Consider the following 14,669-nt stretch of genomic DNA (forward strand, 5'->3'; position numbering starts at 1 on the left):
GCAGGTGACCCCGTCCGAGTGCGGCCTGGTCTGCGCTGCCATGCTGATGCGCTCGCACGGTCGGGGTCCGACCCTCCGGGAACTGCGCAGCACCTTCGCGCCCGGCCGCGACGGCATGACGGTGCGCCAACTGCGGGACGCGCTGCGACACTGCGGTTTCCGACCGGCGGTCTACCGGGTGGCCCCCGGTGGCGCCGCCGAGCTGCCCACCCCGTTCGTCGCGCACTGGGGCCGGGCGCACTACGTGCTGGTCGAGTCGGTGTCGGCCCGCTGGGTGCGGCTCACGGATCCGGCGAGCGGCCGCCGCCGGATCAGGGTCGAGGACTTCGAGCAGGAGTTCAGCGGGATCGCGGTGAGCGCGGTGCCCACCGCCGACGCCCCAGTGGCGGCGCCGGAGCCGCGGCCCTGGGCGACCTTCCTCCCGTTCGTCGCGGCCCACCGGGGACGGGTCGCCGCCCTGGTTCTGTCCACCCTCGCCACCGTGGCGGTCGCGCTGTGGGCACCCTCGGTGGTCTCCGCCGCCATCGCCGGAACCGACCGGCCCTCGGCCGCCCTGGTGCTCGGCGTGGCGGCGTCCTACCTCCTCACCACGCTGGTGACAGCGGCCCTGTCGGTCAGCACGGCGCTGGCGGTGGGGCGCGACATCGCCGACACCACCTTCGACCGACTAGTGCATCTCCCGCTGCGCTACTTCGCGGTCCGCGCACGCGGCGACCTGCTCTACCGGCTGCATTCCAGCCACGAACTCGAGGACCTCCTCACCTCCGGGCTGGCCCGCGGAGCGGCGGCGATCCTGCTGGTCACCGTCACCGGCATCGCGATGCTGATCACCGCACCCGGCCTCGCCGGGATCGCACTCGGGGTCTTCGCCGTGCTGCTGATCGGCCTCGTGCTCGCCCGGCGCTGGACAGCACGGTGGGCGGAACACGAGGCGCACTTCCAGAGCATCGGCAGCGCCGTGCAGGTGGACACGGTCAGCACGATCGCTCTGGTCAAGGCGACCGGGCTCGAGGACGAGGCGGCGCGGACCTGGCGTCGGACGAACGGCGAGATCCTGCGCTGGACCCGGCGCTCCGCCCTGCTCGACGGCGGCGTGCAGAGCGTGATCGGGTTCGCGCAGTCCTTCGCTCCGCTGTTGCTGACGATCGCCGCGCTGACCGGGTGGAGCGGGTCCCCGGTGGCCCTCGCCGACGCGATCGCCTTCCAGATGCTCAGCGCCGTCATGTTCGGTCAGATCACCACGGTCGGACAGCTCGCGACCAAGGCGGCGCACGCCACCGCCGCCGCGCGGCGACTGGAGGACATCCTGACCGAGACGCCGGACGACCTGTTCCACGGTGCCGACGGGCAAACCGTCGGCCAGCACGTGCGCGGCGAGGCGCTGTCGTTCCGGTACGGCCCGCTCTCGGACACGGTGCTCGACGACGTGACGATCGACGCCGCCCCGGGCAGCCAGATCGCGGTGGTCGGACCGTCCGGCTCGGGCAAGTCGACGGTGGCACGGCTGGTGGCCGGGCTGTACCGCCCCGACGCGGGTGCGGTGCGCTACGGCGGTCGCGACATCGGCGATCACGACCGCACCACGTTCCGCACCGAGGTCGCGTACGTCCCGCAGGATTCACCGCTGCGCAACGGCACGGTGCGGGAGAACATCGTGTGGGGGCGTCCGGGCATCACCGACGACCTGGTCCAGACCGCGGCCCGGCACGCGCAGATCCACACCGAGATCGCGGCGATGCCGATGGGTTACGACACGGTGATCACCAATGCCGGCGAGGCGCTGTCCGGAGGTCAACGGCAGCGCATCGCGTTGGCGCGCGCGTTTCTCGGTGATCCCCGGGTGATCGTCCTCGACGAATCGACCAGCGCCCTCGACCCCCGCACCGAGCGCCGCATCCACCGGTGGCTCGCCACCAGCGCCGCCACCCGGATCGTGATCTCGCACCGGCTGGACACCGTGCGGCACAGCGACCGGATCTACGTCCTCGACGCCGGGCGGATCGTCGCCCAGGGCACGCACCACCAGGTGCTGTCCGCCTCGGCGCTCTACGCGAGCCTCTACCGGGAACAGGAGGCCCCGACCCCATCGCACGTCGCTGCGGACACCCTCAGCTGAACCACGGAGGTACGAACGATGCTCGAAGTAACCGGACTCACCAAGTCCTACGGGCCGGTGCGAGCCGTCCGAGGAATCGACTTCACCGCACGCGACGGTCGGGTCACCGGATTCCTCGGCCCCAATGGCGCCGGCAAGTCCACCACGATGCGCCTGATGGCCGGCCTCGAGCGCCCCGACGCCGGCAGTTGCCGGATCGACGGCCGGGACCCGCGCACGCTGCGCGCCCCCCTGGACGAGATGGGCGTCCTGCTGGACGGGCAGGGCGGCATCCCCGGGATGACCGCTCGGGACTACCTCCGGTCGCTGGCGGCCACCCATCGCATCCCGACGCAGCGGGTGGACGAGCTCCTCCAGGTGGTCGGCCTGGACCACGTGCGCCGCCGCCGCATCCGCACCTACTCGTTGGGGATGAAGCAGCGGCTCGGGCTGGCATCGGCGCTCCTCGGCGACCCACGGCACGTCATCCTCGACGAGCCGGTCAACGGCCTCGACCCGGACGGTGTGATCTGGGTGCGCGGGCTGGTCCGACAGCTCGCCGACCAGGGACGCTGCGTCCTGCTGTCCTCCCACCTGATGTCCGAACTGCAGCTCTGCGTCGACGACCTGGTGATCATCCGGGACGGCACGGTGGTCGGCGCCGGGCCGCTGGAACAGATCCTCGCGTCCTCCCGCCCCGGAGTGCAGGTGCACAGCGCCGACGACCAGATGCTCGGCCGGGTGCTCACCGAGGCCGGCTTCCAGATCTCCTGGGGCGATGGCCGGCTGATGGTCGACAGCGACGACGCCCGTCGGATCGGCTGGATCGCGCACCAGGCGGGAATCCCGCTCGAACTGCTGTCCGCCACCACCGGCACGTTGGAACACGCCTACCTCTCCCTCGTCTCCTCCCAGGAGGTGCCCGCATGACCGCCACGACCTCGGCCCCCGCACCCACCACCGGCTCGGCCGCCGCGCCCCGGGTGACCGGCGCCGGCATGCTCCGCGCCCAGTGGATCCAGCTGACCCGCCAGATCGGACCGCTGCTGGGCATCGTCCTGAGCGGTGGACTCCTGATCGGCACCGGCGGGATCGCGATCATGGCGTTCCACAACGCCCTCAGCGACGGCACCATGGAGGTGGGCACCTCCGATCTGCGCGAGATTCCCGGCTACGGGTTCGCGTTCGCGCAGCTCCTGTTCGGCGTCTCCGCGATCGTGTTCGTGACCGTCGAGTGGTCCTCCGGCGCGATCCTGGCCACCCTCGCCGGAACGCAGCGCCGCATCGGGTTGCTCTGGACCAAGGCGCTCATCGCCGCCGTCACCGTCGCCCTAGTGCTCGCCGTCAGCTGCGCCGTCATCCTGCTGGTCGCGGGCAGTGTGTTGCCCGCCGTCGATCCGCTGTACTCCGCCACCGATCCCCTGACGATCCACCACGTCGTCAACCTGGTCATCGCCGGAGCCCTCAGCACACTGCTCGCTGTCGGACTGGCCTTCTGGCTCCGCAAGACCGTGGTCGCCATCGTCACCTACGTCGCCATCATGCTGGTCGCCCCGATCGCGCTGTCCCTGATCCCCAGCGACACCATCGCCTCGCTGAGCGACTGGCTCCCGATGAACTCGATCGGCTACCTGATGGTCACCGGCGAAGTGCCCGGCAGCCCGTCGTACACCGCGGTCCTGGTGTGCCTGATCCTGTGGGCAGCAGGGGCACTCGGGCTGGGAGCCTGGCGGGTCGCCGCCTCGGACGTCCGCGCCTGACCCCCTCCACCGCGCCCGGTCGCACCCTGCAGGGGAGCGACCGGGCGCTGTCGTCCCCGCACGCACCCGACCAGGCGCCGTCGTACACGCTCGCGGCAGCGACCGGGTGCCGTCGTGCGCGCCCGGCAGCGACCGGGTGCCGTCGTGCGCGCCCGGCAGCGACCGGGTGCCGTCGTGCGCGCCCGGCAGCGACCGGATGCCGTCACGCACGCCCGGCAGCGACCGGATGCGGTCATCCTGCCGGAAGGGCCTCCGCTCGTGATGCGGGCCGATCCGGGTGCGTCGCAGGGGTCCGTTCCCGATCCGCGGCACGGTCGAACGCCTCCGCCAGCGAGTGCAAGGCGTCGCTCGCAACGCGCCTACGGCCGCAGCGCCGTCGATGCACCCAATACTGACCGCACAGCAAGGCCCAGCTACCGCCGGGCGGTGCGCTCTGCCGGGTGCCGGCTCTCGACCCGACAGGTGCCCAGATACGACGAAAGGCCATCCCCTGGGGGATGGCCTTTCGTGGAAAGATGTCCGGCGGCGTCCTACTCTCCCACACCCTGGCGAGTGCAGTACCATCGGCGCTGAGGGGCTTAGCTTCCGGGTTCGGAATGGGACCGGGCGTTTCCCCCTCGCTATGACCGCCGTAACTCTATCGAACTATCAAACACCTCTCCTGCAACCCGGTCGGGTCAGGGGTGTTCGCGGTTCGGGAACCGCACAGTGGACGCGTAGCAATGATGTTGTGGTGAAGTTGTCGGCTTATTAGTACCGGTCAGCTGCGGCAGTCGTTAGTCCTGCCTTCCACATCCGGCCTATCTACCCAGTGGTCTAGCTGGGAGCCTCTCACCCACAAGGGGCATGGAAACCTCATCTTGAAGCAGGCTTCCCGCTTAGATGCTTTCAGCGGTTATCCCTTCCGAACGTAGCTAACCAGCCGTGCTCCTGGCGGAACAACTGGCACACCAGAGGTTCGTCCGTCCCGGTCCTCTCGTACTAGGGACAGCCCTTCTCAAGTTTCCTGCGCGCGCAGCGGATAGGGACCGAACTGTCTCACGACGTTCTAAACCCAGCTCGCGTACCGCTTTAATGGGCGAACAGCCCAACCCTTGGGACCTACTCCAGCCCCAGGATGCGACGAGCCGACATCGAGGTGCCAAACCATGCCGTCGATATGGACTCTTGGGCAAGATCAGCCTGTTATCCCCGGGGTACCTTTTATCCGTTGAGCGACGGCGCTTCCACAAGCCACCGCCGGATCACTAGTTCCGACTTTCGTCCCTGCTCGACCTGTCAGTCTCACAGTCAAGCTCCCTTGTGCACTTGCACTCGCCACCTGATTGCCAACCAGGCTGAGGGAACCTTTGAGCGCCTCCGTTACATTTTAGGAGGCAACCGCCCCAGTTAAACTACCCACCAGGCACTGTCCCTGATCCGGATTACGGACCGAGGTTAGATATCCAGAGCGACCAGAGTGGTATTTCAACGTTGACTCCACGAACACTGGCGTGCCCGCTTCACAGTCTCCCACCTATCCTACACAAGCCGCACCGAACACCAATACCAAGCTATAGTAAAGGTCCCGGGGTCTTTCCGTCCTGCTGCGCGTAACGAGCATCTTTACTCGTAGTGCAATTTCGCCGAGTTCGCGGTTGAGACAGCGGGGAAGTCGTTACGCCATTCGTGCAGGTCGGAACTTACCCGACAAGGAATTTCGCTACCTTAGGATGGTTATAGTTACCACCGCCGTTTACTGGGGCTTAAATTCTGAGCTTCGCCTTACGGCTAACCCGTCCTCTTAACCTTCCAGCACCGGGCAGGCGTCAGTCCGTATACATCGTCTTGCGACTTCGCACGGACCTGTGTTTTTAGTAAACAGTCGCTTCCCCCTGGTCTCTGCGGCCCTCCACGCTCCCCAAGCAAGTCGGTTCACGCTTCAGGCCCCCCTTCTCCCGAAGTTACGGGGGCATTTTGCCGAGTTCCTTAACCACGATTCACTCGATCGCCTTAGTATTCTCTACCTGACCACCTGAGTCGGTTTAGGGTACGGGCGGCTAGAACCTCGCGTCGAAGCTTTTCTCGGCAGCATAGGATCACCCTCTTCCAGCATACGCTGTCACCATCAGTTCTCAGGCTATGTGAGTGGCGGATTTGCCTACCACTCGCCCTACGACCTTGGACGTGGACAACCATCGCCACGCTGGGCTACCTTCCTGCGTCACTCCTGTTAATACGCTTACCTACTACCGGATCGGGTCACGCGCTCCCCCACACGGTGACCACCGAAGTGGTCGATGTGCGGGCTCGGGCGTTTAGCATCACCGGGCTCGGTATGGGCGGTTCTTCGCCGGTACGGGAATATCAACCCGTTGTCCATCGACTACGCCTGTCGGCCTCGCCTTAGGTCCCGACTTACCCAGGGCGGATTAGCCTGGCCCTGGAACCCTTGGTCATTCGGCGGACGGGTTTCTCACCCGTCATTCGCTACTCATGCCTGCATTCTCACTCGTGTAGCGTCCACCACTGGGTTACCCCGCAGCTTCACCCGCCACACGACGCTCCCCTACCCATCCACACGCCTGGACCACGAAGGCCTAGCAGTATGTGTGAATGCCACAGCTTCGGCGGTGTACTTGAGCCCCGCTACATTGTCGGCGCGGAATCACTTGACCAGTGAGCTATTACGCACTCTTTCAAGGGTGGCTGCTTCTAAGCCAACCTCCTGGTTGTCTGTGCAACTCCACATCCTTTCCCACTTAGCACACGCTTAGGGGCCTTAGCTGGTGGTCTGGGCTGTTTCCCTCTCGACTACGGAGCTTATCCCCCGCAGTCTCACTCCCGCGCTCTCACTTACCGGCATTCGGAGTTTGGCTAACGTCAGTAACCTGGTAGGGCCCATCGGCTATCCAGTAGCTCTACCTCCGGCAAGAAACACGCGAGGCTGCACCTAAATGCATTTCGGGGAGAACCAGCTATCACGAAGTTTGATTGGCCTTTCACCCCTAACCACAGGTCATCCCCTCGGTTTTCAACCCAAGTGGGTTCGGTCCTCCACGCGGTCTTACCCGCGCTTCAACCTGCCCATGGCTAGATCACTTCGCTTCGGGTCTAGAGCACGCGACTATGATCGCCCTATTCGGACTCGCTTTCGCTACGGCTTCCCCACACGGGTTAACCTCGCCACGTACCACTAACTCGCAGGCTCATTCTTCAAAAGGCACGCTGTCACCCCTGCTAAGGAGGCTCCAACGGATTGTAGGCACACGGTTTCAGGTACTATTTCACTCCCCTCCCGGGGTACTTTTCACCTTTCCCTCACGGTACTTGTCCGCTATCGGTCACTAGGTAGTATTTAGGCTTAGCAAGTGGTCTTGCCAGATTCACACGGGATTTCTCGGGCCCCGTGCTACTTGGGATCCCCTTCAGGAGGCCATGCCATTTCGTCTACGGGGGTACCACCCTCTGTGCCGGGCCTTTCAATGCCCTTCGACTATGACACGACTTTGTAACTCCTTGGTTGCTCGGCAGAACAACCCGAAAGGTCCCACAACCCCGCATACGCAACGCCTGCCGGCTATCACACGCATACGGTTTGGCCTCATCCGCTTTCGCTCGCCACTACTCACGGAATATCTCTTCCTGCCGGTACTGAGATGTTTCACTTCCCGGCGTTCCCTCCACACACCCTATATATTCAGGTGCAGGTCACACGACATGACTCGTGCGGGGTTTCCCCATTCGGAAATCCTCGGATCACGGTTCGTTTGCCAACTCCCCGAGGCTTATCGCAGGCTACAACGTCCTTCTTCGGCTCCTAGTGCCAAGGCATTCACCCTGTGCCCTTAAAAACTTGACCACAAAGACATACAAAGATGCTCGCGTCCACTGTGCAGTTCTCAAACAACGAACGATCCCCAGATACAACCCGCACCTACCCACACCAACAGTGTGAACGGTTTGACACGGTCAACCAGGCCCGTACTGAAGTCACCACCCTCGCGGGCTGTTCCCTCAGGACCCAACAGTGCGCCCAAGGCCACCACCCCATCACCAGCCTCGTTCCACACCCCCACAGGAGTTGTACTAGACGCCAGCCACGAAACAGTGACCGCAGTTGATGTTCCACCCATGAGCACCACCCCAGACACGTACGGCCTGGGCATGGCCCCTGAACACCCACCTTCGCGGGTGCCAGATGCTCCTTAGAAAGGAGGTGATCCAGCCGCACCTTCCGGTACGGCTACCTTGTTACGACTTAGTCCCAATCGCCAGTCCCACCTTCGACGGCTCCCCCCACAAGGGTTGGGCCACCGGCTTCGGGTGTTACCGACTTTCGTGACTTGACGGGCGGTGTGTACAAGGCCCGGGAACGTATTCACCGCAGCGTTGCTGATCTGCGATTACTAGCGACTCCGACTTCATGGGGTCGAGTTGCAGACCCCAATCCGAACTGAGACCGGCTTTTTGGGATTCGCTCCACCTCGCGGTATCGCAGCCCTTTGTACCGGCCATTGTAGCATGCGTGAAGCCCAAGACATAAGGGGCATGATGATTTGACGTCATCCCCACCTTCCTCCGAGTTGACCCCGGCAGTCTCCTATGAGTCCCCGGCATAACCCGCTGGCAACATAGGACGAGGGTTGCGCTCGTTGCGGGACTTAACCCAACATCTCACGACACGAGCTGACGACAACCATGCACCACCTGTACACCGACCTTGCGGGGCAACCATCTCTGGAAGTTTCCGGTGTATGTCAAGCCTTGGTAAGGTTCTTCGCGTTGCATCGAATTAATCCGCATGCTCCGCCGCTTGTGCGGGCCCCCGTCAATTTCTTTGAGTTTTAGCCTTGCGGCCGTACTCCCCAGGCGGGGCACTTAATGCGTTTGCTGCGGCACGGAACTCGTGGAATGAGCCCCACACCTAGTGCCCAACGTTTACGGCATGGACTACCAGGGTATCTAATCCTGTTCGCTCCCCATGCTTTCGCTCCTCAGCGTCAGTTGCGGCCCAGAGACCTGCCTTCGCCATCGGTGTTCCTCCTGATATCTGCGCATTCCACCGCTACACCAGGAATTCCAGTCTCCCCTACCGCACTCTAGTCTGCCCGTACCCGATGCAAGCTCAAGGTTGAGCCTTGAGTTTTCACACCAGACGCGACAAACCGCCTACGAGCTCTTTACGCCCAATAATTCCGGACAACGCTTGCGCCCTACGTATTACCGCGGCTGCTGGCACGTAGTTAGCCGGCGCTTCTTCTGCAGGTACCGTCACTTTCGCTTCTTCCCTGCTGAAAGAGGTTTACAACCCGAAGGCCGTCATCCCTCACGCGGCGTCGCTGCATCAGGCTTGCGCCCATTGTGCAATATTCCCCACTGCTGCCTCCCGTAGGAGTCTGGGCCGTGTCTCAGTCCCAGTGTGGCCGGTCGCCCTCTCAGGCCGGCTACCCGTCGTCGCCTTGGTAGGCCATTACCCCACCAACAAGCTGATAGGCCGCGAGTCCATCTCTGACCGATAAATCTTTCCAGACACTTCGGATGCCCGAGCGTCTCGTATCCAGTATTAGACCCCGTTTCCAAGGCTTATCCCAGAGTCAGAGGCAGGTTACTCACGTGTTACTCACCCGTTCGCCACTGATCCACCCAGCAAGCTGGGCTTCACCGTTCGACTTGCATGTGTTAAGCACGCCGCCAGCGTTCGTCCTGAGCCAGAATCAAACTCTCCGTGAATGTCTCATTGGCACCCACCACCCGAAGGCAGCGAGCAACCGACACACAAAGCGGCACCACACACGCTGACGAATGCGGCACCAATCAGATTCGGCTGTATAACACAACCCGGACGGGGTCCGGATCATGCATATCAACCAAAAGCTTCGACCACCCTTCACCCACCACCATGCTGGTAGTAGACTCCAAGCAAGCCGAGCCATTTGGCATCAACTACTTAGGCACACTGTTGAGTTCTCAAAGAACAGACGCGCATCCCTCACCGCTCTTGCGAGCGCCTGACCGGAGGCAACCGTTCAAACTTAGCGGACCCGCCCCAGCCGGTCAAGTCCGTGTGGACCGTTCCGAACCAGCGGAATCCATCCCGGCACGACCCTAACCGGCAGCCGAAGCTCCCGAGGACCTACCGAGGGGGTGGCCACCCGCGGGGACCAGCCACCGATCTGACTCGGTGTCCGTTCCTCCCTGGCGGGCGACTCGGAGAAAACTACGTGACCGGTGCGGGAGCGTCAAATCCACCGCTGGACCCGCGTGATCACGCGGGTCGCTGCCCGCACCGGCCGGATCACGAGCGACCGCGCACGGGATCAGAGTGTGGCCGTGATCCGGCGTACCGCTTCCTCGACCAGGCGGGGATCCGGTTCCTCGGTGTCCAGGGCGCGGTGCAGGGTGACCCCTTCGATCACGGCGTCGAGCATCCGCGCGGTCAGCGGGTCGAGGTACCGCTCCAGGGTGGCTCGGCTGCGGGACATCCACGCGTTGGTCAGGACCCGGAAGGACGGCTCCCGCGCCGCGAGGGTGTAGAGCTCCTGGGCGAGGATCAGGTCACGCTGGTCGGTGAGGTTGTCCCGGATCAGGTCGACCACGGCCGATCGCACGTCGTCGCTGTCGGCCAGGTGCTCCGCGTACCGGGTGCTCTGCTGCTCGGCGAACCGGGTGAAGGCAGCCAGGAGCAGATCGTCGAGGCCGTCGAAGTGGTAGGTCATCGATCCCAGCGGGACGTCGGCGAGGGCCGCGACCTTGCGGTGGCTGGTGCCCGAGACGCCGTGGGCGGCGATCACGTCGAGGCAGGCGTCGATGATCCGCGAGCGCCGGTCCGGGTCGTGTCGACGGGTGGGCACGATCAGATCTCGCGCAGCACGCGCGCGGGGTTGCCGACCGCGATCACGTTGGCCGGGATGTCCTTGGTGACGACCGAGCCGGCGCCGATCACGGCGTTGTCACCGATGGTGACCCCGGGGCAGACGATGACGCCCCCACCCAGCCAGACGTTGTCGCCCAGGGTGATCGGTCGCGCGGCCTCCAGCTTGTCCCGGCGCGGCTGCGGCTCGATGGGGTGGGTCGGGGTGAGCAGCTGGACGTTGGGGCCGATCTGGCAGTCCTCGCCGATGGTGATGGCGGCGACGTCCAGAGCGGTGAGGTTGTAGTTGATGAAGGTCCGCGCGCCGACGTGCAGGTTCTCGCCGTAGTCGACGGAGAGCGGCGGCTTGATCCAGGCGTCGTCCCCGAGGGTGCCGACCACCTCGCGCAGGGTGGCGATCGCACGGTCGAAGTCGGCGGCGATGAACTGCACCCGGTACTCCTCCAGCAGCCGGAGGGCGCGGCGGGAGATGGCCTGACTGTCCGGGTCGTCGGCGATGTAGAGCTCGCCGGCGAGCATCCGCTCGCGGTTGGTGCGCGGGTCGTCGGCGAAGTACTCGGTCATGCGTACGAGCGTACACATCCGATCGGGACGACGTGGGGCGGAGGCGGGGCGGGGCGCGTCGCGAGGCAGTGGGACGTGCATCAGGAACCCTGGCGGGCGGCCAAGGCTGGGCGGCGAGTGGGTCAGGGGCAGAGTCGGGCGGCCAAGGCTGGGCGGCCGGTGCGTCAGGAGCCGTGCCGCGCGGCCAGGGCGGCGCCGGTGCGGGAGTCGGGGGCGTGGACCAGGTCGGTGGGCGGACCGCTGAACACGATGGTGCCGCCGTCGGCCCCGGCACCGGGTCCGAGGTCGATGACGTGGTCGGCACGGGAGATGACGTCCAGGTTGTGCTCGATCACGATCACCGTGGAACCGGCGTCGACGAACCGGTCGAGCAGCACGATCAGCCGGTCGACGTCCGCCATGTGCAGGCCCGAGGTCGGCTCGTCCAGCACGTACAGGTCGGCGGGGGAACCGAGTTCGATGGCGAGCTTGAGCCGTTGGCGTTCACCGCCGGACAGGGTGGACAGCGGCTGGCCCAGGGTGAGGTACCCGATGCCCACGTCGTCGAGGGAGGTGAGCACGGCGGCGATCGGCTTCTCGGTGAAGAACTCCCGGGCCGCCACCACCGGCATCTCGAGCACGTCGGCGATCGACCTACCGCGCAGGGTGAGGTCGAGGACCTCCTGGGTGAAGCGGCGGCCGCCGCAGGTCTCGCACGGGGTCTTCACCGACTCGAAGGTGCCGAGCTCGGTGTAGATCACCCCGAGGCCACCGCAGGCGGGGCACGCGCCCTCCGAGTTGGCGCTGAACAGGGCGGGCTTGACCCCGTTGGCCTTGGCGAAGGCCTTGCGGATGTGGTCCAGCATCCCGGTGTAGGTGGCGGCGTTGGACCGGCGGGACCCGCGGGTGGTGGCCTGGTCGACGATCACCGCGTCCGGGTACTGCTGCGGCAGGACACCGCGGATCAGCGAGCTCTTGCCGGATCCGGCGACCCCGGTGACGGCGACCAGGACCCCGGTGGGGATGTCGATGTTGACGTCACGGAGGTTGTGTCGGGTGGCGTGCCGGATCGGGAGGGCGCCGGTCGGGGTGCGCGGGTCGGTCTTGAGCGGTTGGTGCCGGTTGAGGTGGTCGCCGGTGAGGGTGCCGGAGGCTCGCAGGCCGTCGACGGTGCCCTGGAAGACGATCCGGCCGCCCGCGCCACCGGCGCCGGGTCCGACGTCGACCACCTGATCGGCGATGGCGATCACCTCGGGCTTGTGCTCGACCACCAGGACGGTGTTGCCCTTGACGCACAGCGCGCGCAGCAGCTCGTTCATCCGGTGCACGTCGTGTGGGTGCAGGCCGGTGCTCGGCTCGTCGAAGACATAGGTGATGTCGGTGAGCGCGGAGCCGAGGTGGCGCACCATCCTGACCCGCTGCGACTCACCGCCGGACAGGCTGGTGCTCTCCCGGGCCAGGCTCAGATACCCGAGGCCGATCCGGACCAGGTCGTCCAGCCGGTCGGCCAGCCCGTCCAGCAGGGGCTGGACGGTCGGGGCGTCGACGGCGCGGATCCAGGCGGCGAGGTCGGTGACCTGCATGGCGGTGGCGTCGGCGATGGTCGTCCCGGCGATCTGGGCCGAGCGGGCGGCGGCGTTCACCCGCGCGCCCCCGCACTCGGGGCAGGCACCCCGGGTCGAGATCCGCTCGACGGCAGCCCGCAGATGCGGCTGCAGCTGGTCGAGGTTCTTCGCGAGGGCGGAACGGCGCAGCTTGGGCAGCAGGCCCTCATAGGTCATCTGGACGCCGCCGATGTCGACCTTCACCGGCTTGGCCTTGGCGCCGCCCTGCGGGGTGGGGCCGTGCAGCAGCAGCGCGCGTTGCTCGGCGGTGAACTCCCGGACCGGCACGTCGACCGGGAACCATCCGGTGTCGGCGAAGGCGCGCCAGTACCACCCGCCGACCTGGTAGTTGGGGAAGTCGATCGCGCCCTGGTTGAGACTGAGCTCCGGGTGGACCAGGGCGTCCTCGTCGATGGCGGCGACGCTGCCGGCACCCTCGCAGGTCGGGCACCAGCCGCGCGGGTCGTTGAAGGAGAAGGCGATCGGCGTGCCCAGCGTGGGGGTCGCGGCCCGCGCCCAGATCCGGCGCAGCATGGTGTACGCGTCGGTGGCGGTGCCGACGGTGGAGCGGATGTTGCCGCCCATCGGCTCCTGGTCGACCACGATCGAGGCGGTCAGCCCGGTGATCGAGTCGGCGTCCGGCTGGGCCGACTGCGGCAGGAAGTTCTGCACGAAGGCCGAGTGGGTCTCGTTCAGCAGACGCTGGGACTCCGCCGCGATGGTGTCGAAGGCCAGGGAGGACTTGCCGGAGCCGGACACTCCGGTGAAGACGGTCAGACTGCGCTTGGGGATGTCCAGGTCGACGTCGCGCAGGTTGTTCTCTCGGGCACCACGGATGACGATCGACTCGGACACGGCGTGCTCCTCGGCTAGGACGGTCGGCGCGGAAGCGGCTGGGCGCGGCTCCGAGGGTCGCACACGGCACCGACAGGGGGCTCATCCGGGGGTGCGCCCCGGGAGCGGTCGACGCCGCGCGCGTCAGCCGGAGCGGTCAACGCCGCGTGTGCGCGTCCGAGCGGCCGGCACAAGCCGCGCGCGTCAGTCGGTGGAGCCGGCGGGACCGAGCAGCTCGGCGAGCACCATGCGGTGCGCCCACCGCGCCCAGGCGAGGCGGCTCCATCCGGCGCGGGCGACCAGCGACTGCCAGGACTCGGGGCCGAGCACCAGGGAGAGGACGTCGGCCGCCTGATCCGGTGTGGTCAGGTGGGAGAGCTCGCGGCCGAGGGAGTCGATCAGCGCCCGGTGCAGGGCACGGTGCGCCGCGTCCTCCTCGGCCACCACGGCGGTGAGGTCCGGGTCGCCCGCGGCCTGGGCACGGAGCAGCTGGGTGAGCTCGGCTCCGGCGGTGAGCAGGTCGGCGCAGCCGCGCACGTGCAGGAAGAGTCGACGCTGGGGGTCGGGTTCGGCGCGAGCACCGACCGCCCAGGCCAGGTCGAGGAGCCGGGGGCGGGCGTCGCGACGGTCGACTCCGTGGACGGCGGCGTCGAGCGCACCCACCAGGAGGGCTGCCTTGGTCGGGTAGTGGTAGTAGACGGTCTGGACCCCGACTCCGGCCGCTGCGGCCACCGCGGTGATCGCGGTGCCGTCGACGCCGAGCTGCCGGAACAGCGGCCCGGCCGAACGGCCGATGGCGCGGCGGGTGGCGGCGGCGCGGCGGGAGCGGCCGTCGGGCAGGTGGTCGATGACGGCGGGTCCGGCGGCGGGGTGCGGCGCCGCTACCTGGGGAGACACGTAGTCACTGTAGCGCCACTACAGATTGTGGACGGCGGGCGGGGCGGGGTGTGGAGAAGAGGGAGCGAGAACACCACTAGTTA

7 protein-coding genes and 3 rRNA genes are annotated in these 14,669 nt (G+C 66.4%); 3 read left to right on the forward strand and 7 right to left on the reverse strand.

All coding sequences use genetic code 11. The features are described 5' to 3' along the window. Positions 1–4: 4 nt before the first annotated feature. Genes HGK68_RS15170 through HGK68_RS15180 form a run of 3 tightly spaced genes read left to right on the forward strand, consistent with a single transcriptional unit; the run spans position 5 to position 3,855 of the window. Positions 5–2,116 carry a peptidase domain-containing ABC transporter gene (locus HGK68_RS15170; RefSeq protein ID WP_169166716.1) on the forward strand — a complete coding sequence of 704 codons (2,112 nt, stop codon included), beginning with the start codon at positions 5–7 and terminating at the stop codon, positions 2,114–2,116. A gap of 18 nt (positions 2,117–2,134) precedes the next feature. Then, entirely contained in the window at positions 2,135–3,025 is an 891-nt protein-coding gene (locus HGK68_RS15175) for an ABC transporter ATP-binding protein (protein ID WP_169166717.1), read from the forward strand. Further along, on the forward strand, positions 3,022–3,855 hold the full coding sequence (locus HGK68_RS15180; RefSeq protein WP_169166718.1) for a hypothetical protein: 834 nt from the start codon (positions 3,022–3,024) through the stop codon (positions 3,853–3,855). Before HGK68_RS15175 ends, HGK68_RS15180 begins: the two co-directional genes overlap by 4 nt. Before the next feature lie 517 nt (positions 3,856–4,372). On the opposite strand, the gene rrf is transcribed toward HGK68_RS15180, so the two are convergent. The 7 genes from rrf to HGK68_RS15215 all read right to left on the reverse strand — a co-directional run bounded on the left by rrf (position 4,373) and on the right by HGK68_RS15215 (position 14,586). Beyond that, positions 4,373–4,489: ribosomal RNA gene (gene rrf / locus HGK68_RS15185) — 5S ribosomal RNA — on the reverse strand. A gap of 96 nt (positions 4,490–4,585) precedes the next feature. After that, positions 4,586–7,696 (reverse strand): 23S ribosomal RNA (locus HGK68_RS15190). A 350-nt stretch (positions 7,697–8,046) separates the two neighbouring features. Next, positions 8,047–9,567 (reverse strand): 16S ribosomal RNA (locus HGK68_RS15195). Together the 16S, 23S and 5S rRNA genes form the textbook arrangement of a ribosomal RNA operon. Before the next feature lie 587 nt (positions 9,568–10,154). Next, on the reverse strand, positions 10,155–10,688 hold the full coding sequence (locus HGK68_RS15200; protein WP_169166719.1) for a TetR/AcrR family transcriptional regulator: 534 nt from the start codon (positions 10,686–10,688) through the stop codon (positions 10,155–10,157). Positions 10,689–10,690: 2 nt separating this feature from the next. After that, complete coding sequence (locus HGK68_RS15205) at positions 10,691–11,272, reverse strand: sugar O-acetyltransferase (protein ID WP_169166720.1); 582 nt, start codon at positions 11,270–11,272, stop codon at positions 10,691–10,693. A gap of 164 nt (positions 11,273–11,436) precedes the next feature. Next, positions 11,437–13,710: an ATP-binding cassette domain-containing protein gene (locus HGK68_RS15210; protein ID WP_169166721.1), complete on the reverse strand. Its 2,274-nt coding sequence runs from the start codon at positions 13,708–13,710 to the stop codon at positions 11,437–11,439. A 183-nt stretch (positions 13,711–13,893) separates the two neighbouring features. Continuing rightward, positions 13,894–14,586 carry a TetR family transcriptional regulator gene (locus HGK68_RS15215; RefSeq protein WP_169166722.1) on the reverse strand — a complete coding sequence of 231 codons (693 nt, stop codon included), beginning with the start codon at positions 14,584–14,586 and terminating at the stop codon, positions 13,894–13,896. Between the last annotated feature and the right edge of the window lie 83 nt (positions 14,587–14,669).

Origin of the sequence: Cellulomonas taurus (genome assembly GCF_012931845.1) — a bacterium.
In the GTDB taxonomy this organism is placed as follows: domain Bacteria; phylum Actinomycetota; class Actinomycetes; order Actinomycetales; family Cellulomonadaceae; genus Cellulomonas; species Cellulomonas taurus.